The organism is Polaromonas sp. P5_D5 (genome assembly GCF_054049435.1).
On the sequence record NZ_JBFUMJ010000001.1, the window covers coordinates 1,285,254 to 1,309,293 of the forward strand.

26 protein-coding genes and 1 tRNA gene are annotated in these 24,040 nt (G+C 62.4%); 4 read left to right on the forward strand and 23 right to left on the reverse strand.

Annotated elements, in window-relative coordinates:
• Positions 1-444: 444 nt before the first annotated feature.
• The 5 genes from ACXJKE_RS06290 to ACXJKE_RS06310 all read right to left on the reverse strand — a co-directional run bounded on the left by ACXJKE_RS06290 (position 445) and on the right by ACXJKE_RS06310 (position 7,125).
• Positions 445-885: an NUDIX domain-containing protein gene (locus ACXJKE_RS06290; protein WP_457279686.1), complete on the reverse strand. Its 441-nt coding sequence runs from the start codon at positions 883-885 to the stop codon at positions 445-447.
• Positions 882-1,856, reverse strand: a complete 975-nt coding sequence (locus ACXJKE_RS06295; RefSeq protein ID WP_457279687.1) for an ATP-binding protein — start codon at positions 1,854-1,856, stop codon at positions 882-884. The genes ACXJKE_RS06290 and ACXJKE_RS06295 overlap by 4 nt, the downstream gene beginning before the upstream one ends.
• An 11-nt stretch (positions 1,857-1,867) precedes the next feature.
• A complete protein-coding gene (gene argJ, locus ACXJKE_RS06300) occupies positions 1,868-3,109 on the reverse strand; it encodes a bifunctional glutamate N-acetyltransferase/amino-acid acetyltransferase ArgJ (protein ID WP_457279688.1) in 1,242 nt (413 codons plus the stop codon).
• A gap of 57 nt (positions 3,110-3,166) precedes the next feature.
• Positions 3,167-5,932, reverse strand: a complete 2,766-nt coding sequence (gene secA, locus ACXJKE_RS06305) for a preprotein translocase subunit SecA (RefSeq protein WP_457279689.1) — start codon at positions 5,930-5,932, stop codon at positions 3,167-3,169.
• Between the two features lie 212 nt (positions 5,933-6,144).
• The gene (locus tag ACXJKE_RS06310) at positions 6,145-7,125 is read right to left on the reverse strand and encodes a M23 family metallopeptidase (protein ID WP_457279690.1); all 981 of its coding nucleotides are present in this window, start codon (positions 7,123-7,125) and stop codon (positions 6,145-6,147) included.
• A 53-nt stretch (positions 7,126-7,178) separates the two neighbouring features.
• Between ACXJKE_RS06310 and ACXJKE_RS06315 the strand changes: the two genes are divergently transcribed.
• Entirely contained in the window at positions 7,179-7,496 is a 318-nt protein-coding gene (locus ACXJKE_RS06315; protein WP_457279691.1) for a hypothetical protein, read from the forward strand.
• A gap of 124 nt (positions 7,497-7,620) precedes the next feature.
• Here ACXJKE_RS06315 and ACXJKE_RS06320 read toward each other — a convergent pair.
• The 6 genes from ACXJKE_RS06320 to petA form a co-directional block, all read right to left on the reverse strand.
• Positions 7,621-7,696: transfer RNA gene (locus ACXJKE_RS06320), tRNA-Thr, on the reverse strand.
• A gap of 11 nt (positions 7,697-7,707) precedes the next feature.
• Positions 7,708-8,259: a ClpXP protease specificity-enhancing factor gene (locus ACXJKE_RS06325; RefSeq protein WP_457279692.1), complete on the reverse strand. Its 552-nt coding sequence runs from the start codon at positions 8,257-8,259 to the stop codon at positions 7,708-7,710.
• 138 nt (positions 8,260-8,397) lie between these two features.
• Complete coding sequence (locus ACXJKE_RS06330) at positions 8,398-9,009, reverse strand: glutathione S-transferase N-terminal domain-containing protein (RefSeq protein ID WP_007868077.1); 612 nt, start codon at positions 9,007-9,009, stop codon at positions 8,398-8,400.
• An 85-nt stretch (positions 9,010-9,094) separates the two neighbouring features.
• A complete protein-coding gene (locus ACXJKE_RS06335) occupies positions 9,095-9,850 on the reverse strand; it encodes a cytochrome c1 (RefSeq protein ID WP_457279693.1) in 756 nt (251 codons plus the stop codon).
• 16 nt (positions 9,851-9,866) lie between these two features.
• The gene (locus ACXJKE_RS06340) at positions 9,867-11,408 is read right to left on the reverse strand and encodes a cytochrome b (protein ID WP_457279694.1); all 1,542 of its coding nucleotides are present in this window, start codon (positions 11,406-11,408) and stop codon (positions 9,867-9,869) included.
• Between the two features lie 128 nt (positions 11,409-11,536).
• Positions 11,537-12,172, reverse strand: a complete 636-nt coding sequence (petA, locus tag ACXJKE_RS06345) for a ubiquinol-cytochrome c reductase iron-sulfur subunit (RefSeq protein ID WP_457279695.1) — start codon at positions 12,170-12,172, stop codon at positions 11,537-11,539.
• Between the two features lie 291 nt (positions 12,173-12,463).
• Here petA and mscL point away from each other — a divergent pair, with 291 nt between their 5' ends.
• Positions 12,464-12,889 (forward strand): large conductance mechanosensitive channel protein MscL, encoded by a 426-nt coding sequence (gene mscL / locus ACXJKE_RS06350; RefSeq protein ID WP_457279696.1) that lies wholly within the window; start codon positions 12,464-12,466, stop codon positions 12,887-12,889.
• 282 nt (positions 12,890-13,171) lie between these two features.
• Here the strand turns inward: mscL and pdxA are convergent, their stop codons facing one another.
• Positions 13,172-14,206 carry a 4-hydroxythreonine-4-phosphate dehydrogenase PdxA gene (pdxA, locus tag ACXJKE_RS06355; RefSeq protein ID WP_457279697.1) on the reverse strand — a complete coding sequence of 345 codons (1,035 nt, stop codon included), beginning with the start codon at positions 14,204-14,206 and terminating at the stop codon, positions 13,172-13,174.
• 211 nt (positions 14,207-14,417) lie between these two features.
• Between pdxA and ACXJKE_RS06360 the strand changes: the two genes are divergently transcribed.
• The gene (locus tag ACXJKE_RS06360) at positions 14,418-15,755 is read left to right on the forward strand and encodes a hypothetical protein (protein ID WP_457279698.1); all 1,338 of its coding nucleotides are present in this window, start codon (positions 14,418-14,420) and stop codon (positions 15,753-15,755) included.
• Positions 15,756-15,773: 18 nt separating this feature from the next.
• On the opposite strand, the gene ACXJKE_RS06365 is transcribed toward ACXJKE_RS06360, so the two are convergent.
• A complete protein-coding gene (locus ACXJKE_RS06365; RefSeq protein ID WP_457279699.1) occupies positions 15,774-16,535 on the reverse strand; it encodes a Nif3-like dinuclear metal center hexameric protein in 762 nt (253 codons plus the stop codon).
• Between the two features lie 34 nt (positions 16,536-16,569).
• The gene (locus ACXJKE_RS06370) at positions 16,570-17,175 is read right to left on the reverse strand and encodes a chalcone isomerase family protein (RefSeq protein ID WP_457279700.1); all 606 of its coding nucleotides are present in this window, start codon (positions 17,173-17,175) and stop codon (positions 16,570-16,572) included.
• 243 nt (positions 17,176-17,418) lie between these two features.
• Between ACXJKE_RS06370 and ACXJKE_RS06375 the strand changes: the two genes are divergently transcribed.
• Positions 17,419-18,576 (forward strand): S1C family serine protease, encoded by a 1,158-nt coding sequence (locus ACXJKE_RS06375; RefSeq protein WP_457279701.1) that lies wholly within the window; start codon positions 17,419-17,421, stop codon positions 18,574-18,576.
• A gap of 160 nt (positions 18,577-18,736) precedes the next feature.
• Here ACXJKE_RS06375 and tatC read toward each other — a convergent pair whose 3' ends face one another.
• From tatC to hisA, 9 genes are all read right to left on the reverse strand, one after another.
• Positions 18,737-19,537: a twin-arginine translocase subunit TatC gene (gene tatC, locus ACXJKE_RS06380; RefSeq protein ID WP_457279702.1), complete on the reverse strand. Its 801-nt coding sequence runs from the start codon at positions 19,535-19,537 to the stop codon at positions 18,737-18,739.
• 70 nt (positions 19,538-19,607) lie between these two features.
• Positions 19,608-20,075 carry a Sec-independent protein translocase protein TatB gene (gene tatB / locus ACXJKE_RS06385; RefSeq protein ID WP_457279703.1) on the reverse strand — a complete coding sequence of 156 codons (468 nt, stop codon included), beginning with the start codon at positions 20,073-20,075 and terminating at the stop codon, positions 19,608-19,610.
• A gap of 41 nt (positions 20,076-20,116) precedes the next feature.
• Positions 20,117-20,356: a Sec-independent protein translocase subunit TatA gene (gene tatA / locus ACXJKE_RS06390; protein WP_122955331.1), complete on the reverse strand. Its 240-nt coding sequence runs from the start codon at positions 20,354-20,356 to the stop codon at positions 20,117-20,119.
• A 175-nt stretch (positions 20,357-20,531) separates the two neighbouring features.
• Positions 20,532-20,891: a histidine triad nucleotide-binding protein gene (locus tag ACXJKE_RS06395; RefSeq protein WP_457279704.1), complete on the reverse strand. Its 360-nt coding sequence runs from the start codon at positions 20,889-20,891 to the stop codon at positions 20,532-20,534.
• A gap of 24 nt (positions 20,892-20,915) precedes the next feature.
• On the reverse strand, positions 20,916-21,263 hold the full coding sequence (locus ACXJKE_RS06400; RefSeq protein ID WP_457279705.1) for a DUF4870 family protein: 348 nt from the start codon (positions 21,261-21,263) through the stop codon (positions 20,916-20,918).
• Between the two features lie 75 nt (positions 21,264-21,338).
• Positions 21,339-21,722: a phosphoribosyl-ATP diphosphatase gene (locus ACXJKE_RS06405; RefSeq protein WP_457279706.1), complete on the reverse strand. Its 384-nt coding sequence runs from the start codon at positions 21,720-21,722 to the stop codon at positions 21,339-21,341.
• Positions 21,709-22,134, reverse strand: a complete 426-nt coding sequence (gene hisI / locus ACXJKE_RS06410) for a phosphoribosyl-AMP cyclohydrolase (RefSeq protein ID WP_457279707.1) — start codon at positions 22,132-22,134, stop codon at positions 21,709-21,711. The genes ACXJKE_RS06405 and hisI overlap by 14 nt, the downstream gene beginning before the upstream one ends.
• 163 nt (positions 22,135-22,297) lie before the next feature.
• Positions 22,298-23,098, reverse strand: a complete 801-nt coding sequence (hisF, locus tag ACXJKE_RS06415; RefSeq protein ID WP_457279708.1) for an imidazole glycerol phosphate synthase subunit HisF — start codon at positions 23,096-23,098, stop codon at positions 22,298-22,300.
• A gap of 184 nt (positions 23,099-23,282) precedes the next feature.
• Positions 23,283-24,023 carry a 1-(5-phosphoribosyl)-5-[(5-phosphoribosylamino)methylideneamino]imidazole-4-carboxamide isomerase gene (gene hisA / locus ACXJKE_RS06420; protein WP_332700223.1) on the reverse strand — a complete coding sequence of 247 codons (741 nt, stop codon included), beginning with the start codon at positions 24,021-24,023 and terminating at the stop codon, positions 23,283-23,285.
• Positions 24,024-24,040 lie beyond the last annotated feature (17 nt).

Below are 24,040 nucleotides of genomic sequence, written 5' to 3' on the forward strand. Positions count from 1 at the left end.
CGGCAAAGCCGGACCTGCGGCCCCTGCTGGCAAAACACCGCTATCAATTCAATAGCTGCTTGCGCTTGCCACTATTGGGCTGAGGCGCTATTTGATGCCTGAAAACCGGGTCTTAGCGCCGTTTGGCGGCCGACACAACGGGTCTTGAAGGCATTTTGATGTCTAAAAGGGGCTTTTTGGCCTCTTTTTACCCATGAATAGTGCCTCTAGCCCAATACTGGCAAGCGCAAGCAGCTATAAATTTAATAGCGGTCGGCTGCCTTGCCAGCAGGGGCCGCGGATCTGGCTCTGCCAGTCCGCAGGCGCCGCCCCTGGAAGGGGGAAGGCGCTACACGCAGTGAGCGTCCGACGGGGTGAACTTAGTTTTCGGCTTTGCCGGGCCGCAGGCGCCGCCCCCTGCAAGGGGGGAGCAGGCTACACGAAGTGAGCCTGAACGGGGGTGTTCTATTTTTCTGCGGCAAACCAGTCCAGCACAGGCACCGTGCCCGGCAGCACTGGCTGCACTGTCACCGGCAGGTTTTGCCAGGCAAAGGACTGGCCTTCGTGCATGTGGAGTTCGCCGGTCCAGTCGAAGACCTTGCAGAAGTTGAGGCGGACCAAGGCGTGCGGATAGTCGACCATTTCGACTTTCCAGGGTTGGGCGGCGCCTATGGTGACGCCGATTTCTTCCTGCAGTTCGCGGCGCAAGGCTTCTTCGACCGTTTCACCGGCTTCGAGCTTGCCGCCCGGAAATTCCCAATAACCTTCGTAGACCTTGCCCGGTGGGCGTGAGGTGAGGAGGAAATCGCCATTGGGCCGGATCAGCACGCCGACGGCCACGTCGACCACCTTGCGGTCCACACCGCCCTCGCGCGGGCGCTCGCCGTCGGCGACCAGCACGCTCATGTCGAATGGTCGGGAGCGTGGTCGCCGTCGGGCGACGCAGCAGCCACCGCAGCGCCCGGCCGCTCATACGCCGCGATGGGTGCAGCCGCCGCGGGCCGGCTGGCACTATCGCGGCCGGCGTAGTCGCGGGCGAACTGGTAGGCCACGCGGCCGCTGCGTGAGCCGCGCTCCAGCGCCCAGACCAGCGATGCGGGCCTCGCGGCCGCAATTGCGTCGGGGCCCACGCCGAAGGACGACAGCCACTGCGCGACGATGGTCAGGTATTCGTCCTGGGTGAAGGGGTAAAAACTGACCCACAGGCCGAAGCGCTCCGACAGCGAAATCTTTTCTTCGACCACTTCACCGGGATGCACCTCACCATCGTCACCGTGGGTGTAGGTGAGGTTTTCGGTCATGTACTCGGGCAGCAGGTGGCGCCGGTTGCTGGTCGCGTAGATCAGCACATTGGGCGTCGCCGCTGCCACAGAACCATCGAGGATGGACTTGAGCGCCTTGTAGCCGGGCTCGCCTTCTTCAAAACTCAGGTCGTCGCAAAAGACGATGAATTTTTCGGGCAGTCCGGACACAACGTCGACGATGTCCGGCAGGTCAGTCAGGTCGGCTTTGTCGACCTCGATCAGCCGCAGGCCGCGCGCCGAATATTCATTGAGGCAGGCCTTGATCAGCGAGGACTTGCCGGTGCCGCGCGCGCCGGTCAGCAGCACGTTGTTGGCGGGCTTGCCGCTGACAAACTGCTCGGTGTTGCGCCGGATCTTTTCCTTCTGGTCCTCGATTTCCTTGAGGTCGCCCAGGCTCATGTTGCCGATGTGGCGCACCGGCTCCAGCGAGCCGTGGCCGGAGCTGCGCTTGCGGTAGCGGTAGGCAATCGAAGCGCTCCAGTCCGGCGCGGTGAGCGGTTGCGGCAGCACGGATTCAATCCGCGCCATCAGGGACTCGACACGGGTGATCAGGCGTTCAAACTGCTCGTTCATGCTCGGCCGGACTAGCTGCGGTAATCCGCGTTGATTTTGACGTAGTCATAGGAGAGATCGCAGGTCCAGACCGTGTCGGCTGCATCGCCTCGGCCCAGCACCACGCGCACAGTGATCTCGCTTTGCTTCATCACACGCTGGCCGTCAGCCTCGACATAAGCAGGATGGCGGCCACCGTTTTTGGCGACCAGCACGTCGTCCAGGTAGAGGTCGATTTTTGTCTGGTCCAGGTCATCGATACCGGCGTAGCCGACTGCTGCCAGGATGCGGCCGAGGTTGGGGTCGCTGGCGAAGAAGGCGGTTTTCACCAGCGGCGAATGCGCGATCGCATAGGCCACCTTGCGGCACTCTTCGCCGGTCTTGCCGCCTTCGACGGCGACGGTGATGAACTTGGTGGCGCCTTCGCCGTCGCGCACGATGGCTTGGGCCAGCTTGCGGGCAATGTCCAGCATGGCAGCGCGCAGGGCCTTGCCTTCTGCGCTGTCGAGTGAAGTGATGGGCGGGTGCTTCGCCTTGTTGGTGGCCATCACGACGAACGAGTCGTTGGTTGAGGTGTCGCCGTCGACAGTCACGCGGTTGAATGACCCTTCGGCCAGTTCTGTGGCCAGCTGCGCCATGAGCGGCTGGGCAACGCAGGCATCGGTGGCCATGAAGCCCAGCATGGTGGCCATGTTGGGCCGGATCATGCCGGCGCCCTTGCTGATGCCGGTGATGGTGACGTCGGCGCCTGCAATCTTCACGCGCGCGGAGAAAGCCTTGGCGACCGTATCCGTCGTCATGATGGCTTCGGCGGCGTTGCCCCAGTTGTCGGCCTTGGCAGCCTCCAGTGCGGCAGGCAGGCCGGCCGCGATGCGGTCGTTGGGCAGCGGCTCCATGATGACGCCAGTGGAAAACGGCAGGATCTGCTCAGGTGCAATGTCCAGCAGCCGGGCCAGTGCGATGCAGCTGGCGTGCGCGCGGCTCAGGCCGTCGTCGCCGGTGCCGGCGTTGGCATTGCCCGTGTTGATAAGCATGGCGCGTATGCCGGCCGTCTTGCCGTCATTTTTAGCCAGGTGCTCGCGGCAGATCTGCACGGGCGCCGCACAAAAGCGGTTTTGCGTGAAGACGGCCCCGACCGAGGCGCCCTCGTCAAGCAGCAGCACCGAAAGGTCTTTGCGATTGGCCTTGCGGATGCCCGCTTCGGTGATTCCCCAGCGCACGCCGGGCACAGGGTAAAGGTCCGCGGCGGGCGTGGCAACCAGATTGACGGGCATGTTCCAGGACTCCGGAAAATCAGGGTTAAATCGGCAGTGTTCAGCGCAGCGCGGTGCTCAGTTCAGTCGGCCGTGGCAGTTTTTGTACTTCTTGCCCGAGCCGCAAGGGCAAGGGTCGTTGCGGCCCACACGCGGCACTTCGTCAGCCGGTATGGACGACGCGCGGCGCTGCGATTCGCTGTCCAGCGTCGTTTCCACCTCACCGGTTTCAGTGGGTGCGGTGTAGGTGACGTTGGTGATGTTCTCGGCCCGGCTTTCCATTTCCTCGGCGGCCTGCTCCAGCTGTTCACCCGACTGAATCTTGACCGTCATCAGCACCTTGGTGACTTCGTTCTTCACGCTGTCGAGCAGCTGGCCGAAGAGTTCAAAAGCCTCGCGCTTGTATTCCTGCTTGGGCTGCTTCTGCGCATAGCCGCGCAGGTGAATGCCCTGGCGCAGGTAGTCGAGGGCGCTCAGGTGTTCACGCCAGTGGCTGTCGATGCTCTGCAGCAGGACGATGCGTTCGAACTGCGTGAAGTTTTCTTCGCCGATTTTCTCGACCTTGTCGGCGAATGCGGCGTTGGCCGCGGCAATGACTTTTTCCACGACTTCGTCGTCGGTGATGGCGGTCGCGGCTTCCAGCTCCTGGCGCAGGGGCAACTCGATCTGCCATTCGTCGCGCAGCACGTTCTCGAGCCCGGCGATGTCCCACTGCTCTTCAACGCTTTCAACCGGCACATACTGCCGCGCCAGGTCGGTAAAACAGCCTTCGCGCAGGGAAGCGATTTGCGCCTGCAGGTTGGCCGCATCCATGATGTCGTTGCGCTGCTGGTAAATCACCTTGCGCTGGTCATTGGCTACGTCATCGTATTCCAGCAACTGCTTGCGGATGTCGAAGTTGCGCGCTTCCACCTTGCGCTGGGCCGACTCGATGCTGCGGGTCACAATGCCCGCCTCGATAGCCTCGCCATCGGGCATCTTGAGCCGCTCCATGATGGCCTTGACGCGGTCGCCCGCGAAGATGCGCATCAGCGGGTCGTCCAGGCTCAAATAAAAGCGCGATGAACCGGGGTCGCCCTGGCGGCCCGAACGGCCGCGCAGCTGGTTGTCGATACGGCGCGATTCGTGGCGTTCGGTCGCGATGATGCGCAAGCCGCCCAGGGAGGTAACCTGCTCATGCTCTTCTTTCCAGACCGCGCGCAGACGGGTGATTTCCGCTTCCTGAGCCGCCACATCGAGCGACTCGTCCGTTTCAACCGCTTCAATCAATTTTTCCACATTGCCGCCCAGCACGATGTCGGTGCCGCGGCCCGCCATGTTGGTGGCGATGGTGATCATTTTCGGCCGCCCGGCCTGGGCAATGATGTCAGCTTCGCGGGCATGCTGCTTGGCGTTGAGCACCTGGTGCGGCAGGTTTTCCTTGATCAGCAACTGGTCGATGATTTCGGAGTTCTCAATCGACGTCGTGCCGACCAGCACGGGCTGGCCGCGCTCATAGCATTCACGGATGTCCTTGATCGCAGCTTCGTACTTCTCGCGGGTGGTCTTGTAGACGCGGTCCAGCTGGTCGTCGCGGCGGCTGACGCGATTGGGCGGGATGACCGTGGTTTCGAGGCCGTAGATTTCCTGGAATTCGTAGGCTTCGGTGTCGGCCGTACCGGTCATGCCGGCCAGTTTGCTGTAAAGGCGGAAATAGTTCTGGAAGGTGATGGAGGCCAGCGTCTGGTTCTCAGCCTGGATCTGCACGCCTTCCTTGGCTTCGACAGCCTGGTGCAGGCCGTCGCTCCAGCGGCGGCCCGACATCAGGCGGCCGGTGAATTCGTCAACGATCACGACCTCGCCGTCCTGCACCACATAGTGCTGGTCGCGGTGGTACAGCAGGTTGGCGCGCAGCGCTGCATACAGGTGATGCATCAGCGAAATATTGGCCGGATCGTATAGCGTGGCGCCTTCCGGAATCAGGCCCAGGTTGAACAGCAGGCGCTCGGCGTTCTCATGGCCCTGCTCGGTCAGGAAAACCTGGTGGGTTTTCTCGTCGATGGTGTAGTCGCCGGGCTTGGTCACGCCTTCGCCGGTGCGCGGATCGGCTTCGCCTTCCTGGCGCGTCAGCAAGGGCACGACCTTGTTCATCGCCAGATACATCTCGGTGTGGTCTTCAGCCTGGCCGCTGATGATGAGCGGCGTGCGCGCTTCGTCGATCAGGATCGAATCGACCTCGTCGACGATGGCGTAGTTCAGGCCGCGCTGCACGCGGTCTGCCACCTCGTAGACCATGTTGTCGCGCAGGTAGTCAAAGCCGTACTCGTTGTTGGTGCCGTAGGTGATGTCGGAGCCGTAGGCCGCCTGCTTTTCCTCGCGCGACATGTTGGGCAGGTTGATGCCTACCGTCAGGCCCAGGAAGTTGTAGAGCTTGCCCATCCAGCGCGCGTCGCGGCTGGCCAGGTAGTCATTGACCGTCACCACATGCACGCCTTTTCCGGTCAGTGCGTTGAGGTAGACCGGCAGCGTGGCGGTGAGGGTCTTGCCCTCGCCGGTGCGCATTTCGGAAATCTTGCCGTTGTGCAGCGACATGCCGCCCAGCAGCTGCACATCAAAGTGACGCATCTTCATGACGCGCTTGCTGCCCTCCCGGACCACGGCAAAAGCCTCAGGAAGAATGGCATCGAGCTCTTCGCCTGCGGCCACCCGGTCTTTGAATTCCTGGGTTTTGGTGCGCAGCTGGTCGTCGCTCAGTTTCTCATACTCGAGTTCCAGCGCATTGATGCGTTCTACGGTTTTGCGGTAGGTTTTGAGCAGGCGGTCGTTGCGGCTGCCGAAAATTTTGGTCAGGATGTTGGAAGCCATAAATGCGAGGCCGCCTTTGACCGCTCCCGCGAGCTAGGCAATGCGGCCGAAATCCCTTTTTGTGTACGGAACCTAGGTGTGGGCGCCAACAGTTACTTCAACTGGGCCCAAACCCCTGATTTTAACTCTGCCAAGGGAGTCGCATGGCCCGCCGCCGTAAAACCTCAGCGGCAAACCAAAAGCCGTGCACGTGGCACGGCAACGGCAAGCGCCTAGTGGGGGCGCGGCAGCTGGGGAGCCGGCACAGCCGGACGCGGAGAAACCGCTGCCACCGTGGGCCCGGGCAGTTTTTGCCCTGCGGTCAGGAATTTTTGCGGGTCCTGGAAGACACCCTGGACCAGCACCTCGAAATGCAGGTGCGGACCGGTGGAACGGCCCGTGGTGCCCACTTCTGCAATCTTCTGGCCACGCTTAATCAGGTCGCCTTTTTTGACCAGCACGCGGGACGCATGGGCGTAGCGTGTGACGAGTTCGTTGCCGTGGTCGATTTCCACCATGTTGCCGTAGGCGGGGTGGTATTCCTGCGTGACGACCACACCGCCTGCGGCGGCCAGTATCGCGGTACCCGGCTCGGACGGGAAATCCAAGCCGGTGTGCAAGGCCGAGCGCCCGTTCATCGGGTCAATGCGCCAGCCGAAAGGTGAGCCCAGATTGCCACCGGCCACCGGTTCCTGGGTGGGAACCATCATTTTCTTGATCTTCTGGTCGAAGAGGCGCGACTCCATCACGGTCATGAGGTCCACGCGCTGGTCAGTCAGTTTGTCCAGGTCAGCCAGGGTGGCTTGCAGCTCTTCCATGGTCAGCGAGGGACCCGCCACCAGCACGCCACCGCGGCCGGGCGTCACCTTGATGTCATTCGGGCTGACCCCTGCCAGGCCCGACACCCGCTCGCCGAGCGCTTCGAGCTGCATCATCTTGGCCTGCATTTCGCCGACCCGCCTGGCCATGACGTCGAGGTTTTCGCGCATGAAGCGGTCGCGCTGGTCGAATTCGTCCTTGACCATGAGCTTGACCAGCGAGCCGACGACCGGCCAGCCTTCCCGCGCTCCCTTGAGGAACACCCAGTGATAGAGACCCGCAGCCACGAGCATGAGCGCCAGGGCGGCGACAAAGCCGGCCAGCACCAGTTTGGTACCGCTTAAATAAATGGCCCGGCTTTTCGCCAGCCACGCATCCGTGATAATCAAATGCACTTGTCTACCTCTTTTTTTTCAGCTTGCGCTTGCCAGGCTGCTATCTGCCCATCATGACCACTGACCGGCGCCTTCCCCAGGCGCTTTCCGTTTACCAGGCGGCCGGGAATTCACCTTCCCTGGCACGGCTGACGGAGCTCGTTCAGGAGTCCAGCGAAAGGCTCAAGGCCATTGAATCGCTGCTTCCTGAAGCCCTGCGGCCCGCCGTTCAGGCCGGACCGATTGACGGTGAAACCTGGTGCCTGCTGGTAAATGGCAATGCGGCTGCTGCAAAAATCCGGCAGTTGCTCCCCCTGATCCAGGCGCGCCTTCTCGGCAAAGGTTGGAAGGTTACATCAATTCGGCTCAAGATACTAATAGCCAAAAAGTAGTCGTCCAGACCGGCTCACAGAAGCCTCAATACGTCCTGGCCCGCATGTTGATCACATTGCCTGCTACCAATTTCGTAGCGTATGGTACCCATATGGCATGGGGAAGGCAACAGGAAAGGAGAAATGGTGCCGCTTGTCGGAATCGAACTGACGACCTACCGCTTACAAGGCGGTTGCTCTACCAACTGAGCTAAAGCGGCACAAAGCTATTTTACTTGACCCGTTTCAGTGAAGGCCGTGTGCGCGGCGACTTGGGCGGATCCGGCGGCTCGGAACCGTCATCGGCTTGCGTATCAGCGTTGCTTTCGGGCACCAGCTGCATGATCTTTTCCGGGCCTTCCGCCGGGCTGTGCGGGTGCGCAGCCGGCGCGGCAGCCACCGGAGGTGCGCCATGAGGGTCTTCGGCACCCGCCTCAGCACCGGAAACCGGACCGGCGGAAGCCGCAACCATGGGAAAGGCCATGCCTTGCCCGTTTTCACGGGCATAGATCGCAATCACGTGGCTGATGGGCACCATGATTTCCCGGGCACTGCCGGCAAATCGCGCCTTGAACTCGATGAAATCGTTGCCGAGCTTGAGCGACGAGGTCGCGTCAAAACTGATGTTGAGCACGATCTCGTTGTTCTTGACGTACTCGCGCGGCACCTGCACGGTGTCATCCACCGACACGGCCACATAAGGCGTGAAGCCGTTGTCGGTGCACCACTCGTACAAAGCCCGTATCAAATAAGGGCGGGTCGACGTGGAGTCCAGGGCGTTCATGAATTCAGCCAAGTTAAATCCGAAACAGCGTGTCACACTCTTCGCCAGCCGGGGCCGCGGAACCGGCTTCGCCGGGCCGCAGGCGCAGCGCCCCCTCGGGGGGCAGCGCAGTATGCGAAGCGACAAGCGTGGGGGCCATTACTTTCGCATGACCTTTTCGGACGGCGTCAGTGCTTCGATATAGGCGGGGCGCGAAAAGATGCGCTCCGCGTACTTGAGCAGCGGGGCGGCATTTTTCGACAGGTCAATGTCGTAGTAGTCCAGGCGCCACAGCAGCGGGGCAATCGCCACGTCCAGCATGGAGAAGTTGTCGCCGAGCATGAACTTGTTTTTCAGGAAGATCGGTGCGAGCTGTGTCAGGCGGTCACGGATGTGCGAACGGGCCTTTTCAAGCGCCTTTTCGTTGCCTTTGGAGGCGCGCGATTCCAGCGTGCTGACATGGACGAACAGTTCTTTTTCGAAGTTCAGCAGGAAGAGGCGCACGCGCGCACGGTCAACCGGGTCGCCGGGCATGAGTTGCGGGTGCGGAAAGCGCTCGTCGATGTACTCGTTAATGATGTTCGATTCGTACAGGATCAGGTCGCGCTCGACCAGGATAGGTACCTGCCCGTATGGGTTCATCACATTGATGTCTTCCGGCTTGTTGTACAGGTCAACATCGCGGATTTCGAAATCCATGCCCTTTTCAAACAGTACAAAACGGCAGCGGTGCGAGAAGGGGCAGGTCGTGCCTGAATAAAGGACCATCATGGTGCGGAACTCCTAAATGCAAAGGAGTGGATACATTGAAAGCATCCACTCCAGAAGGTGCCGGGAGCTTAGCCCCGGCGAAAAATTACTTGACGTCTTTCCAGAACGCCGCATTCAGGCGCCAGGCAACAAAGGTCAAGCCGAGAAGGAAAATCAGCACCCAGACGCCGACACGAATACGGGTGTTCTGGGCCGGCTCGCCCATCCATTGCAGGTAACCCACGAGGTCGCCCATCGCCTGGTCATACTGCAGCGGCGTCATGGTGCCGGGCGTGACCTGCTTCCAGCCCTTGAAGACCGACACCTTGTGGCCGTGCTCTTCCTTTTCGTCGAACACCGGCGCGCGCACACCTTGCAGTTCCCACAGCACATGCGGCATGGCCACACTCGGGAACGCCAGATTGTTCCAGCCGGTGGCCTTGGTTTCGTCGCGGTAGTAGGTACGCAGGTAGGTGTAAAGATAGTCGGCACCCGTGCCGCCGGCACCCGAGCGCGAACGTGCAATCACGGTCAGGTCGGGCGGATTGCCGCCGAACCAGTCCTTCGCCTGCTTGGGATCAATCGCGGCCTTCATGGTGTCGCCGACCTTTTCGGTCGTGAACAGCAGGTTGTCCTTGATTTGCTGCTCGGTCAGGCCGATGTCTTTCAGGCGGTTGAAGCGCATGAAAGCAGCGGAGTGGCAGTTCAGGCAGTAATTGACGAACAGCTTGGCACCGTTTTGCAGAGAGCCCAGGTCATTCGTGTTGTTCGGCGCCTTGTCCCAGGCCATGCCGCCTTCGGAAGCGTGTGCACCGGCAACCAGGCCGAGGGCTGCGATCAGGGAAAAAATCAGTTTTTTCATTGTTGTTATCTCCTGCTTAGTGACCGTGGAAAACAATACGGTCAGGCGGCGTTTTGGGCGTACCCAGGCGGCTCCACCACGGCATCAAAAGGAAGAAACCAAAATAGAACAGGGTGCCGAGCTGGGACACACGCTCACCGATGGCCGATGGCGGCTGAACGCCCAGGTAACCGAGCACCAGGAAATTCACGACAAAAATGCCGTAGAGGTATTTGTGCCAGTCAGGGCGGTAGCGGATGGACTTGACCGGGCTGTGGTCCAGCCATGGCAGGAAGAACAGGATGATGACCGCACCACCCATCACGACCACGCCCCAGAACTTGGCGTCGATACCCTTGATCATCATGCCCCAGAGCTCGCCCAGGAAAGGCACGCCGGCCAGCGGTTTGGCCAGCGCATCCAGGCCTTGCGCGATGCCGGCGCCGGCGGAAGGAATGACCAGGCCGATCCAGTTGGCGATGGAAGGCAGCAGGCCCAGCAGCAAGGCCGCGCCAATGGCAATCACCAGCACCGCCGGTTTGAAGATGCCGGAGAGTTTGCGGGCGGCAAGCACTGCGGCGACGATCGCGATGATGCCCAGCGCACCGGCCATTTCACCGGTGATGGCGCGCAGCATCGAGTAGTAAGGCGTGAAGTACCAGACCGGTGCGATGTGTGCCGGCGTCTTCAGCGGGTCGGCCGGGATGAAGTTGTTGTACTCCAGGAAGTAGCCGCCGAACTCGGGCGCGAAAAAGATGATCGCCGTGAAGATCATCAGGAAGACGCTCACACCAAAGATGTCGTGCACCGTGTAATAAGGGTGGAAGGGAATGCCGTCGAGCGGGTGGCCTGCGGCGTCCTTCGGTGCATTCGGGCCCTTGATTTCAACGCCGTCAGGGTTGTTGGAGCCGACTTCATGCAGTGCGATGATGTGCGCAGCCACCAGGCCCAGCAGCACCAGCGGCACGGCGATGACGTGGAAAGCAAAGAAGCGGTTCAGCGTCGCGTCGCCGACCACATAGTCGCCGCGGATCAGCAGCGCCAGGTCAGGGCCGATGAAAGGGATGGCGGCAAACAGGTTGACGATCACCTGGGCACCCCAGTAGCTCATCTGGCCCCATGGCAGCAGGTAGCCCATGAAGGCCTCGGCCATCAGGCACAGGAAAATCGCGCAGCCGAAGATCCAGACCAGCTCACGCGGCTTGCGGTAGCTGCCGTAGAGCAGGCCGCGGAACATGTGCAGGTAGACCACCACGAAGAAGGCCGAAGCACCGGTGGAGTGCATGTAGCGGATCAGCCAGCCCCAGGGCACGTCGCGCATGATGTATTCGACAGAGCCGAAGGCCAGCGCGGCATCGGGCTTGTAGTTCATCGTCAGGAAGATGCCGGTGACGATCTGGATGACCAGCACCAGCATGGCCAGCGAGCCGAAGACGTACCAGAAGTTGAAGTTCTTCGGTGCGTAGTACTCGCTCATGTGCTCTTTGTAGAGCTTGCTGGCGGGAAACCGGTTGTCGACCCAGTTCATCGCCTTGACGGCGAGCGGGGCATCGGGGGAAATTTCTTTGAATTCAGCCATAACTGATCCTGGTTCGGTGGGATTCTTTGGCAAGCACCTGGTACGCGGCAGAAAGGTCGGCGGGTATCAGGTGCTGGCTACAGGGTCTTGTGAAGGAGCTTGGTTAACGCGGGTTACGGCAAGCGCCTTCAGGCCTTCTTGTCTTCACCAATCAGCAGACGGGTGTCCGAGAGATACATGTGCGGCGGCACTTCCAGGTTGTCCGGCGCGGGCTTGTTCTTGTACACGCGGCCGGCCATGTCGAAGGTGGAGCCATGGCAGGGGCACAGGAAGCCGCCGGCCCAGTCGTTGGGCAGCGAAGGCTGCGCGCCAGGCTGGAACTTGTCGGAAGGCGAGCAGCCCAGGTGCGAGCAGATGCCCACCACCACCAGCGTTTCGGGCTTGATGGAGCGGTTTTCGTTGCGGGCGTATTCAGGGGTCAGTTCGTCGGGCTTGCGCTCGGATTTGGGGTCGGCCAGGAGGGCGTCGACCTTGGGCAGCTCGGCGAGCTGCTCGGGCGTGCGTTTGATGATCCAGACGGGCTTGCCGCGCCATTCCACCGTGATCTTTTCGCCGGGCTTCACACCGGAGATATCGACCTCGACGGCCGCACCGGCAGCCTTGGCTTTTTCGGAGGGCTGGAAAGTGCTGACAAAGGGGATTGCGGTGGCTGCAACGCCTGCGCCGCCTACAGCGCAGGTGGCCACGAGCCAGTTTCTTTTATCTTTATCGACGGGGGCGCCGTGGGGCACACCGTTCGCGCTTGCTTCGCTTGCTTGGGTCATGAGAGTCCTTCAAGAACTGGCTTGAAATAGGCTTGGTGGGAGGCTTAGTGGGGTCAACCCGCAATTGTAGCGGAGCGCGATGTCGTTTTTCAAGGCAGAGGGCCCGGCCCGGGCGGTGGCGGCCCGCATGGCTGGGCTGGAAGTGCCTGTTTTTAAGGCAGTCGGCCGCCTTCGCATACTTTGTTGCAAGCCGCCCCTTCCGCGCCGCCCGAAAACACGGCCAGCCTTCATAATCATTTTTTTCAGAACGCCGGTACGGCCGGCAACCGCTGCCAATAACAGGAGAGACTCATGGGAATGATGCAGGAATTCAAGGAATTTGCCGTCAAGGGCAATGTGATCGATCTGGCCGTAGGCGTGATCATTGGCGCCGCTTTCGGCAAGATCGTCGACGCCGTGGTGAGCGACCTGATCATGCCGCTGGTGGGCCTGGTCTTCGGCAAGCTGGACTTTTCCAGCATGTACGTATTGCTTGGCACCGTGCCGCCGGGCACCGACATGTCGCTTGAAGCCCTCAAAAAAGCCGGCGTCCCGGTCTTTGCCTACGGCCACTTCCTGACGGTGAGCGTCAACTTCGTCATCCTGGCCTTCATCATTTTCCTGATGGTCAAGCAGATCAACCGGCTCAAACGCCACCACGAAGCCGCGCCACCGCCCGCCGCGCCGCCTGAAGACATCGTGCTGCTGCGTGAAATCCGCGACAGTCTAAAAAAGTAAGCCCCCCCCTGTGGTCCGCTCACTTCGTGTAGCGGGCCTCTCCCCTGCAGGGGACGGCGCCTTGCGGCTGGCAAAGCCAGACCGCGGCCCTCGCTTGAAAGATATCTACCCCCCTGTTGCCCGCTCACTTCGTGTAGCGGGCCTCTCCCCTACAGGGGACGGCGCCTTGCGGCTGGCAAAGCCAGACCGCGGCCCCCGCTTGCGAAGAGACGGTGCTTGCTATTGATTCAATAGCTGCTAGCGCAGACTGCTATTGGGTCAGAGCCCGATTTCGCTTGATTTTTAGCCGACAACAAGCTGGCGCGCCATGCGAACAGCCGCCAGCAAGCTGGATGCGTCCGCGCGCCCCGTGCCGGCGATGTCAAACGCCGTGCCGTGGTCTGGGCTCGTGCGCACCAGCGGGAGGCCCAGCGTCACATTCACGCCCTGCTCCACGCCCAGGTACTTGACCGGGATCAGCCCCTGGTCGTGGTACATCGCCACCACCACGTCAAACTCGCCGGGCTTGCCGGCGGCATGGCGCGCGCGCATGAATACCGTGTCGGGTGCGAAGGGACCGCTCACATCCAGCCCTTCTGCGCGGGCGGTAGCGATGGCCGGCGCGATGATGGCCTGCTCTTCGCTGCCGAACAGTCCGCCTTCACCGGCGTGCGGATTCAGCCCCGCCACCGCAATGCGCGGTGCCCGGCCCAGGCTGGCAGCCACTGCGCGATGGGTGATGCGCAAGGTCTGCAACACGTTGTCAAAGGTGACGGCCTCAATGGCGTGCCGCAGTGACATGTGAATGCTCACCAACACGGTCTTGAGTTCGTCGTTGGCCAGCATCATGCGCACCGGCACGTCCGCCGCCGATTTACCCAGAAAAGCGGCAGCTTCAGCCTGGAGCATTTCGGTGTGGCCCGGAAAGGCCGCTGCCCAGCCGCCGGCCGCCGCCAATGCTTCCTTGTGGATGGGCGCTGTCACCATGGCGCACGCCTCACCGGCCAGCACGCTGCGGGCAGCCCAGACGATGCAGTCGGCCGCGGCCTGGCCCGCCTGCGCATTGACCTGGCCGTAAGGCACGGCCTCCAACTCGCATTTTTGCAACACCCCGATGCAATGGGGCGGCACCCCCACCGCATCGGCCAGGGCGTCCAGCCGGGCCACCGGCAGCGCCAGCGGGGACGCTGTCAGCGCGGCAGCGCGGCGCATCGTGGCGACATCACCCACCACGGTGCAGCCCGCCATTTCAACGGGTGCATCGCGAAAAGCCCTGGCGATGATCTCCGGGCCGATGCCGGCGGCGTCACCCATGGTGATGAGCAGCGGCTTGTTCACAAGCCGGGCGCCGCCGCGGTGAATTGCGGCCGCAGGGTGCATTTGGTTACAGGACAGCCCATAATCACAAAGAAACAGGTCAACACACCGGCTGCACAGCGCGGCGCCGGATCAATGAATTCAGGGGGGTCGGTCAGATGCATGCTGGGGGTATTTTGGCGCAAACCACATCGCAGCGGCAGCCCGCCAGCGCACAGGACATCAGCCTGCCATGAATGCTGCCATGCCCGTCCTGATGTCCGACGGTGAAATGATGCTGTGGAGTGCTGCGGCCGGCGCACTTGGCCTGGTGCTGCTGCTGGCCCTGGCCGATGCCCTTTACAGCCGCACCCGCGCTGCCTGGCAGACCCTGGCTTACCTCGTGCTTTGCTGGCTGGTGGTGATGCTGCTGTGCGGCCTGCCCATGGAGCTCTGGCCGGACGGCAAGGAGTCGCTGGGCATTGCGCAACTCCTTGTCGGGCCGGCTTGCGCGTCGATGGGCAGCTTCGGCGCCAGCAAATGGCTGTCGGCCCACCAGCGCGACCACCTGATGAAGGTCAGCCTGTTAACCATCACCCTGGTCTGCATCGCCGGCGGGCCGCTCTGCCTGCTGCTGGAGCCGCAGTGGGCCCTGCCCGCCTCGGCAACGCTCGCCGTCGTCAATCTTTCCGTGGTGCTGTGGCTGTCGGTTCGCGCCACGCAACTCGGTGACCGGATGGCCTGGGGCCTGGCGCTGGGCTGCCTGCTGACGCTGCCCGCGCAGATCGGCCTGTACGGCCTGGCGCTGAGCCCCACCCGGTTTTCACTGCCGCTGCAGGCCGGCGTGGCCATGGCAGCCTTGCTCAGTGTGGTCATCACGGCCGCCATGCTGTGGCTGCGCAACCGGCAGACGCGGCAATTGAAGCACGGCGAAGCGTCGGGGCACGACCCGATCACCCAGCTCTATGACGGCGTGGCGATGGTGCAGAAAATCATCCGTGCGCAGCGCCGGCGTCTGCGCACGCGGCGCGACGGCGCGCTGATGGCCGTGCTGCTGTTCGAGCCCGAAGGCCTGCTGCCCCAGATCGGCCAGGCCGGCCTGAACGAAATCTATATCCAGATGGCGCGCCGCATTCAGCGTCACACCGGCGCCGTCAACCCGGCCGGCCGCTACTATGACCGCTGCTTTGTCGTGCTGCTGGAAACCATGCATTCGCCGCGCTGGATACGCACACTGGGCCTGCGCGTGGCCTCCGACCTGCGCCGGCCGATGGACGTGACGGCCCTGGGCGGGGGGCGTGCCCGGATCAAGCCGGACATTGCCGTCGGCATCGTTCATCTGTCGGTCGCCGGCAAGGACGTCGCCCAGCTGCTGCACGAAGCGCAGTCTGTGGCGCAGGCTGCCCGCGCCATGCGCTCCCGCGCCGCGCTGCTGGACCCGGAAACCCGCACCGCCGTGCCGGTGGAGCATGCCGAGCTGGGCTCCAGCTGGCATGCGCTGCGAAACGCCGCGCCGCAAACACCGCTGCGGGCCAAACCCGCCAGTTCCAACACCGGCCGCGCCGGGCGGCAGCGCCACAAGCCGGCCTGATCCTCTCGGGAAAAAGCTTCAGGCCGGGTTGTCGATGTCGATGAACTGGTGGGCAAGGCCCAGCTGCGTGGCAACCTGCGCCGCCACGGCCGGCGCGCCGTAGCGCTCGGAGGCGTGGTGCCCACAGGCGATGAAGGCCACGCCCATCTCGCGCGCGTAGTGCGCCTGGGGTTCGGAAATCTCGCCGGTGATGAAGGCGTCGGCGCCTGCGGCAATCGCCGCCTCAAAATACCCCTGCGCGCCGCCCGTGCACCATGCTATGTTTTTAATAGCTGATTGCGCTGGTCCTGCTTTGGTTACAACCCGATTAAGTACTTTTTCCAGATGTGTTGCCAGTGCGCCGGCATCTGAAAATTCCCCTCCGTCGACGCGCCCACCGATAAAACCCAGGTCCTGTTCGCCGAAACGCCCCGTCGCCGTGAGGCCCAGTTGCAAGCCCAGCTGGGCGTTATTGCCGAGCTCGGGGTGCGCGTCCAGCGGCAGGTGATAGGCGTAGAGGTTGATGTCGTGCGCCAGCAACAAGGCCAGGCGCTGCTTCATCCAGCCCGTGACGCGGCCGTCCTGGCCACGCCAGAACAGGCCGTGGTGCACAAAGATGGCGTCGGCCTGCGCCGCAATGGCCGCTTCGATCAGCGCCAGGCTGGCGGTAACGCCGGAAACAATCTTGCCGACCGAGGGTTTGCCTTCGACCTGCAGACCGTTGGGGCCGTAGTCCTTGAAGCGCGCGGGCTGCAAAAGCGTGTCAAAGGCCTGCAGCAAGTCCTGTCGTGTGGTGCTCATGGCCCCATTGTCTCAGGGCGCTGCTTCAGGACGCTCAGCTTTTCTCAAGGCCCAGCAACGCGTCCTTGAGCATGAAGTCCGCCGGAACGGACCCCAGCCAGATGCCCAGCACCATGCGAAAGAACTCCGCATCACCGACCGCTGCGCCCTGCGGCTGCTCGGCGATGAAAAAGCTGGTGCCCTTGCCCGGAACAAACTCCATCGCGAACGAATCGCCGGGCATCAGCTTGCTGCGGCCCGAGAAGATATCGATCAGACGGTTGCTCGACACCGAGTGGCGGCTGACAGCGTCGCGGCTTGAGTTGTCGGCCATGCCGCGCAGGAAGAGCCGGCCCAGGTCGGTGCCGGAGACTTCGCGTAGCGCCACAAAGGCCAGGCGTATGGGCGTTCCCAGCTTCATCGCCTCGTCGGCCGACGAGACCTTGCGGCTCGTGTACAGGGCCATGTCATAGACCTTGAAAATGGCCTTGAAGCGGGTGCCGGCGCCGTTGAGCTGCAGTGTGGTGCCCTGCGCCACCACACTGGCCGGAAATTTCGTCGCCGTGGGTGCGGCCAGAACCGGCAATGCCAGTCCCGCCGAACCCGCTGTCAATGCGGCCGCGCCACGCGCGAGCCAGGTCCGCCTTGAACACTGATGCATGTTGTCACCTCCGTTATGGTTGTTGACCGCGGGCGGCGGTTCAGGCTGCCCGCGGCTGCGGCCTTGCGGCAGCCAGGAACATGGTACCGGAGCCAGCCGGCATGCTTCCTTACAGCGAGCGGGGACCCGAAGCGATAAACTCCATCAGTTGGCGCCGCGCCCCTTCCGGCCCTGTGCCGCCCCGGATTCCCGCCCCCTTTCGTCTTCCGCACCTTCGTACCGGCACGCCGACCCTCACGCCTCATGAAACGCACCTGGCTTCTTTTTTCCCAAACCGTCACCGTCCTGCTGGCGGCCTACTTCGTGGTGGCCACGCTCAAGCCGCAGTGGCTAGACCGCGGCAACATGCCGGGCGTGTCCGTCATCGAGGCCCCGGCCGGCACCGCACCGCGCAGCGGCGGTGCCGGAAGCGGCTTCGCATCGGCGGCCAAAGTTGCCTCGGCAGCGGTGGTCAGCATCAACACCAGCAAGGCCGCCGCCAAAAACCCGCATGCCGAAGACCCGTGGTTCAAGTTTTTCTTCGGCGACCAGAGCCCCAATGAACCGCAGGGCGGACTGGGCAGCGGCGTCATCATCAGCGCCAGCGGCTACATCCTGACCAACAACCACGTGGTGGAAGGCGCCGACGAGATCGAAGTCATCCTCAACGACACGCGCAAGGCAAAAGCACAGGTCATAGGCACCGACCCGGACACCGACCTGGCCATCCTCAAGATCGACCTGGACAAGCTGCCCGTCATCGTGCTGGGCAACTCCGACGCCTTGCAGGTGGGCGACGCCGTGCTGGCCATCGGCAACCCGTTTGGCGTGGGCCAGACGGTCACCGGCGGCATCGTGAGCGCACTGGGGCGCAACCAGCTGGGCATCAACACCTTTGAAAATTTCATCCAGACCGACGCCGCCATCAACCCCGGCAACTCGGGCGGCGCGCTGGTCGACGTGAACGGCAACCTGATGGGCATCAACACCGCGATTTATTCGCGCTCGGGGGGCTCCATGGGCATTGGTTTCGCCATCCCGGTGTCGACTGCCAAGCTGGTGCTCGACGGCATCGTGAAGGACGGCCAGGTCACGCGGGGCTGGATCGGCGTGGAGCCGCAGGACCTCAACCCCGAACTCGCTGAAACATTCGGCCTTCCGGCGGCTGCGGCCAAAGAGGGTGGTGTCATCATCACCGGCGTTCTGCAAAACGGCCCGGCCGCGCAGGCCGGCCTTCTACCCGGCGACGTGATCACCGCCGTGAACGGCAAGGGCGTACGCAACGTGAGCCAGTTGTTGACCGCTGTGGCAGCCCTCAAGCCCGGCACGCCGGCGCCGTTGACGGTGCTGCGCAAGGACAAGCAGACCGAGATCCCGGTGACGCCCGGCAAGCGCCAGCGGCCCAAGGTGCAGCAGCGCTGACCAGCCGGGGCGCCGTCAGCACGCTGCAATCGTGCATGAAGATGCTACCAAATTAATAGCGACTTGCGCACGGCCACATTGGGCTGTGGCCGTTTTTTTCCAAAAAGATTTGACGTCCCGTGCATGCGGGAGGGGCTGAGCCGGCGAGCGCCGGCGGAAGTCAGGGTTTGGCTACTTCGGTGTCGCTGTCAGTCTCTGGCACCTTGGTGTGCTTGACGAACAGCAGGGCCGCCAGGATGCCGACCTCATACAGTCCGCCCACCACCATCAGCAGCATGATCATGGAGCCGGCGTCGGGCGGCGTGACCAGGGCGGTGCCGATGGCGGCGATCACCCAGAAATAGCCGCGGTACTGGCGCAGCTGGGCCACGGTGAGTATGCCCATGCGCACCAGCAGGATCACCGCAATCGGCACTTCAAAGGCCAGCCCGAACGCGAGGAACATGCCCAGCACGAAGCTCAGGTATTCCTCGATGTCCGGCGTCGCCGTGATGGACTTGGGCGCAAAGCTCTGGATGAAGGCGAACACCTGGCCAAACACGAAGTAATAACAAAACGCCACGCCGATGAAAAACAGCAGGGTGCTGGAAACCACCAGCGGCATGACCAGTTTTTTCTCATGCGAATACAGGCCCGGTGCGACAAAGGCCCACACCTGGTACAGCACCACCGGCAGCGCGATCATGAAGGCGGCCATGAAGAGGATCTTGATCGGCACCACGAACGGCGTGATCACGCTGATGGCGATCAGCGTGGCGCCCTTGGGGAGCGTGGCCACCAGCGGGGCGGCCATCAGGTCATAGAGTGCGCTGGCGCCGGGGTACACCGCCAGCACGGCGGCCGCAATGCCGATGGCAATCACCGCTTTGATCATCCGGTCGCGCAGCTCCACGAGGTGCTGCACAAAAGGCTGCTCGGTGCCCGCGAGTTCGTCGGGCTTGTCGGTGTGGGGATCGCTCATGAGGGGAATTTGCGCTGGTGGGGCTGCGCGGGGAGGCACGCAAACAGGAAGGAATCAGCAGGAAAGCAGCTCAAGGCATGCGGCCCGGCTGCGGACGGAAGCGCGCCACGCGGGCCGCGCCGGACTGGGCCTTGGTGCGTACGCCCGAACGGGCCTTGTACCACTGGGGCGTCGCGCCCTGCTTGAGCCGCCACTTCTTTTTCGGGTGCCTGTACTCGGGGAAGATTTCCATGCCCGGCAAAGCGCCGGAGGACGACTCTCCCGTGGCCTCGGCCCAGGATTTTTCGAAATCGCTGGCGTTGGTCTGGATGGAGTTCTCGACGTCACGGGCGGCGCCCTCAACGGTTTCCTTCATCTTCTTGAGCTCGTCCAGCTCCATGGAGCGGTTGACCTCGTTTTTGACGTCGGCCACATAACGCTGGGCCTTACCCAGCAACGTACCCACGGTACGCGCCACGCGCGGCAGCTTCTCCGGGCCGATAACGATCAGCGCCACGGCGCCGATGAGCGCCATTTTGGAGATGCCTAGATCAATCACTGCAGAAGGTGTCGCTGGAAGGTTGCGTCAGATGATTGCGCTCAAGACTTCTGCTTGGCTTCAACGTCGATTGTCGTTTTGTCAGCGGCCTGGGCGTTGGTCACGCTGGCGGGCGGCACGGGCACGTCGGCGGGCGTCTGGCTGCCGTCCTTCATGCCGTCTTTAAAACCCTTGACGGCGCCGCCGAGATCGCTGCCCATGTTTTTGAGCTTTTTGGTGCCGAACACCATCACCACGATCAACAGCACGATCAGCCAGTGCCAAATGGAAAATGAACCCATGATTTGCTCCTAATCTGTAAATACAGGTGTAAATGCAACATTGCCGGTTTGGGGCGGTTTGCACGCAATTGCGTTGATTCTAAAGGCCCTGCCTGCCGGAAAACCGATTACACACATTGGCCTACCGGTTTAGTGTGGTTGTGCGCACCAGGGTTCCCTTTGGCTTGTAACCCTTCTAGCCCTTCAGCCATGGCCGCGGGCCGCCGATCACGTGAAAGTGCAGGTGATGCACCTCTTGGCCACCCTCGGCGCCGGTATTGGTCACGATCCGGTAGCCGCCCTCCGGATAGGGGTTACAGCCCTGCTCCATCGCCAGTTTGGGGGCCAGCACCATCATGCGCCCCAGCAAAGCAGCGTGTTCGGGGCCGACCTGGGCCATGGACGGAATATGGTCCTTGGGAATGATCAGGAAATGCACGGGCGCCCACGGGTTGATGTCGTGAAAAGCGTACAGCTCGTCGTCTTCGTACACCTTCCGGCTTGGAATGGTGCCCGCAGCGATCTTGCAAAAAATGCAGGTGTCGGAATGGTTCATGGCTTGGGTCGTGGCTGAAAGGGCTTATGTGGGGCGATGGCTGTTAAAACGCATCCAGCCGCGCACGCAGCGGTACAGGTACCAGAGGCAGACAATGCCATAGGCCACCCACCCCGGCACAATCAACAGCCACAGCGGCGACAGAAGCACCAGCCAGGCCAGCGTCCACCAGAAGGTGCGGATCATGTAGTTGTGGTGGTCGATGTAGAGCGCATCGGTTTCATCCGCGCGGCGAATGTAGTTGATGATGACGGCGATCACCGCAAACACACCGCCGCTGAACCAGGCCAGCGTGTGCAGGCCGTACAGCACATGCATGACGGCGCGGTCGTTGGGATTCTTGCCTTCGAATTCGGCCAGGTCGGTTTCCATGCGTTCAGGTTCCAGTCAAAGCGATATCAGGGAGAAGAAAAATCAGCCACGGTGTGGGGCCAGGAAACGCCCGTCTCAGGGCTTTTCGGCCGCATCACGGTGCTGGGCCTTGCGCAAGGCTTTTTCCTCGATGCCGCTGGTGCCTTCGCGGCGCTCCAGCTCGGCAATCACGTCCAGCGGGCTGAGGCCGTAATGCGCCAGCGCAATCAGGCTGTGAAACCACAGATCGGCCACTTCGCCAACCAGCTTGCCCTTGAGCTCTGCCGTGGGCCCGCCGCGGTCGATGTCTTTGGCCGCCATCACGGTTTCCGTGGCTTCTTCGCCGATTTTTTTCAGGAAAGCGTCGGGGCCTTTATGCAGCAGGCGCGCCACATAGCTGGTGTCCGGGTCACCGCCGTTGGCCGCCTTGCGGCTTTCGATGATCTGCGCCAGGCGCTGGAGGGAGTCATTCGTGGTCATGTTTGCCGGAGTCTGTTGATGCTTTTTTATACATGGTTGTCGGGTCTTTCAGGACCGGCTCGGTCACCACCCATTGACCGTCTTTATACACACTGAAAAAGCAGCTGTGGCGGCCCGTGTGGCAAGCTATGCCCGGCGTGTGGCCCAGCTGCGTCACCTTGAGCAGGATCACGTCGTTGTCGCAGTCCAGGCGGATCTCATGCACCGTTTGCTGGTTGCCGGATTCCTCACCCTTGTGCCAGAGCCGCCCGCGCGAGCGGCTGAAATACACCGCCTGACCAAGCTCGGCAGTTTTTTGCAGCGCCTCCCGGTTCATCCAGGCGAACATGAGCACATCGCCGCTGGAGGCTTCTTGTGCAATGACGGGGATCAGGCCCTTGTCGTCCCAGCTGACTTCATCTAACCAGTTCATGGTGTGTATTGTCCAAGATTGCGTTGAACAGCTGTATTACAAGCCGCCAAACCACGGGGGCTCTGTGCTGACGCCAGTTTCGCCGGAAAATGATTCGCTATCAAATCAGGAGCTGCTTGCGCCTGTATTCATTGGGCTACAGGCCAAAACCGCTTAAGAAATGCTACAGACGGACAGGGATGCCGCGTGCCGCCATGTGAGCTTTCGCCTGCTGCACCGTGTATTCACCGTAATGAAAAATGCTGGCGGCCAGCACCGCGTCGGCGCCGCCGGTCTGTATGCCGTCGGCCAGATGCTCCAGGTTGCCGACGCCGCCCGAGGCGATCACGGGCACGCTGATGGCGTCACTCACCGCGCGGGTCAGGGCCAGGTCAAAGCCCGACTTGGTGCCGTCGCGGTCCATGCTGGTCAGCAAAATTTCGCCGGCACCGCGGCGCGCCATCTCGGTGGCCCAGGCCACGGCGTCCAGGCCGGTGTTCTTGCGCCCGCCATGGCTGTAGACGTCCCAGCCCGGGCCGACCGGTTCGCCGGCGGGTGTGAGGCGCTTTTCGCCTTCCGCGCCGCGGCGCTTGGCGTCGATCGCCACCACGATGCACTGCGAGCCGTATTTGGCAGAAGCGTCAGCGATCACCTGCGGGTTGGCGATGGCGGCCGAGTTGAAACTGGTCTTGTCGGCCCCGGAATTGAGAAGGCGACGCACGTCTTCAACGGTGCGCACACCGCCGCCAACCGTCAGCGGAATAAACACTTGCGAAGCCACCGCTTCGATGATCGGCAGGATCAGGTCGCGCCCGTCGCTGGTGGCGGTGATGTCGAGGAAAGTGAGCTCATCGGCGCCCTGCTCGTTGTAACGCGCGGCGATTTCGACCGGGTCGCCTGCGTCGCGCAGCTGGGTGAAGTTGACGCCTTTGACCACGCGGCCGCCAGTCACATCAAGGCAAGGAATGATTCGTTTGGCGAGCATGGGTTAGGACGCAGAAAACAACACGATTAGGGGGGCCGCTATCGCCAACGCCAGGCAAAACAGCAAAAAACCCGGTAAGGCTGAGAAGCCGTATTCAATGGCCACATATCCCAACACGGCGGCTACGCTCAACCCCACTGTGAGAATGACGCTCCAAAGTGGAATCTTGCGCTTGCTTAATGGACTAGCCATTCAACTCATCGGCTCTCGCCTGAGCTTTCTCAAAATCGAGATCACCGCTGTAAATCGAGCGCCCGCAGATCACACCTTCCACGCCCTCTTCCTCGACCTCGCAGAGCTTTTCGATGTCGGCCATGTTCGAAAGGCCGCCGGAGGCGATCACGGGAATCGTCAGCGCCTGGGCGAGCTTGACGGTGGCGTCGATGTTGATGCCGGTCAGCATGCCGTCGCGGCCGATGTCGGTGTAGATGATGGATTCGACGCCGTAGTCCTGGAATTTCTTGCCGAGGTCGATGACCTCATGGCCGGTCATCTTGCTCCAGCCGTCGGTGGCGACCTTGCCGTCCTTGGCGTCCAGGCCGACGATGATGTGGCCGCCGAAGGCCGTGCAGGCGTCTTGCAGAAAACCGGGGTTCTTGACGGCTGCGGTGCCGATGATGACGTAGCGCAGGCCGGCGTCAAGGTAGCGCTCGATGGTGTCCAGGTCACGGATGCCGCCGCCCAGCTGCACGTCGATTTCGCTGCCGACCTCGGCCAGTATCTGCTTGATGGCAGCCTCATTCTTGGGCTTGCCTGCAAAGGCGCCATTCAAATCCACCAGGTGCAGGCGGCGCGCGCCCTTGTCGACCCAGCTGCGCGCCATGGCGGCCGGGTCTTCGCTGAAGATGGTGGATTGATCCATGTCGCCCTGTTTGAGGCGGACGCAGTGACCGTCTTTCAGGTCAATCGCGGGGATAAGTAGCATGTGCGGTTAAAGACGGT

What these genes read in the sequence shown, in the direction of transcription:
- ACXJKE_RS06360 (WP_457279698.1), top strand. Translation starts at nt 14,418, where the DNA reads ATGAATGCTGCCATGCCCGTCCTGATGTCCGACGGTGAAATGATGCTG.
- ACXJKE_RS06370 (WP_457279700.1), bottom strand. Translation starts at nt 17,175, where the DNA reads ATGCATCAGTGTTCAAGGCGGACCTGGCTCGCGCGTGGCGCGGCCGCA.
- ACXJKE_RS06315 (WP_457279691.1), top strand. Translation starts at nt 7,179, where the DNA reads ATGACCACTGACCGGCGCCTTCCCCAGGCGCTTTCCGTTTACCAGGCG.
- secA (WP_457279689.1), bottom strand. Translation starts at nt 5,932, where the DNA reads ATGGCTTCCAACATCCTGACCAAAATTTTCGGCAGCCGCAACGACCGC.
- hisI (WP_457279707.1), bottom strand. Translation starts at nt 22,134, where the DNA reads ATGAACTGGTTAGATGAAGTCAGCTGGGACGACAAGGGCCTGATCCCC.
- tatA (WP_122955331.1), bottom strand. Translation starts at nt 20,356, where the DNA reads ATGGGTTCATTTTCCATTTGGCACTGGCTGATCGTGCTGTTGATCGTG.
- hisF (WP_457279708.1), bottom strand. Translation starts at nt 23,098, where the DNA reads ATGCTCGCCAAACGAATCATTCCTTGCCTTGATGTGACTGGCGGCCGC.
- ACXJKE_RS06335 (WP_457279693.1), bottom strand. Translation starts at nt 9,850, where the DNA reads ATGAAAAAACTGATTTTTTCCCTGATCGCAGCCCTCGGCCTGGTTGCC.
- ACXJKE_RS06395 (WP_457279704.1), bottom strand. Translation starts at nt 20,891, where the DNA reads ATGAACCATTCCGACACCTGCATTTTTTGCAAGATCGCTGCGGGCACC.
- ACXJKE_RS06295 (WP_457279687.1), bottom strand. Translation starts at nt 1,856, where the DNA reads ATGAACGAGCAGTTTGAACGCCTGATCACCCGTGTCGAGTCCCTGATG.
- ACXJKE_RS06340 (WP_457279694.1), bottom strand. Translation starts at nt 11,408, where the DNA reads ATGGCTGAATTCAAAGAAATTTCCCCCGATGCCCCGCTCGCCGTCAAG.
- ACXJKE_RS06400 (WP_457279705.1), bottom strand. Translation starts at nt 21,263, where the DNA reads ATGGAAACCGACCTGGCCGAATTCGAAGGCAAGAATCCCAACGACCGC.
- ACXJKE_RS06330 (WP_007868077.1), bottom strand. Translation starts at nt 9,009, where the DNA reads ATGATGGTCCTTTATTCAGGCACGACCTGCCCCTTCTCGCACCGCTGC.
- petA (WP_457279695.1), bottom strand. Translation starts at nt 12,172, where the DNA reads ATGACCCAAGCAAGCGAAGCAAGCGCGAACGGTGTGCCCCACGGCGCC.
- mscL (WP_457279696.1), top strand. Translation starts at nt 12,464, where the DNA reads ATGGGAATGATGCAGGAATTCAAGGAATTTGCCGTCAAGGGCAATGTG.
- tatC (WP_457279702.1), bottom strand. Translation starts at nt 19,537, where the DNA reads ATGAGCGATCCCCACACCGACAAGCCCGACGAACTCGCGGGCACCGAG.
- ACXJKE_RS06325 (WP_457279692.1), bottom strand. Translation starts at nt 8,259, where the DNA reads ATGAACGCCCTGGACTCCACGTCGACCCGCCCTTATTTGATACGGGCT.
- ACXJKE_RS06365 (WP_457279699.1), bottom strand. Translation starts at nt 16,535, where the DNA reads ATGAGCACCACACGACAGGACTTGCTGCAGGCCTTTGACACGCTTTTG.
- hisA (WP_332700223.1), bottom strand. Translation starts at nt 24,023, where the DNA reads ATGCTACTTATCCCCGCGATTGACCTGAAAGACGGTCACTGCGTCCGC.
- ACXJKE_RS06405 (WP_457279706.1), bottom strand. Translation starts at nt 21,722, where the DNA reads ATGACCACGAATGACTCCCTCCAGCGCCTGGCGCAGATCATCGAAAGC.
- ACXJKE_RS06375 (WP_457279701.1), top strand. Translation starts at nt 17,419, where the DNA reads ATGAAACGCACCTGGCTTCTTTTTTCCCAAACCGTCACCGTCCTGCTG.
- argJ (WP_457279688.1), bottom strand. Translation starts at nt 3,109, where the DNA reads ATGCCCGTCAATCTGGTTGCCACGCCCGCCGCGGACCTTTACCCTGTG.
- ACXJKE_RS06290 (WP_457279686.1), bottom strand. Translation starts at nt 885, where the DNA reads ATGAGCGTGCTGGTCGCCGACGGCGAGCGCCCGCGCGAGGGCGGTGTG.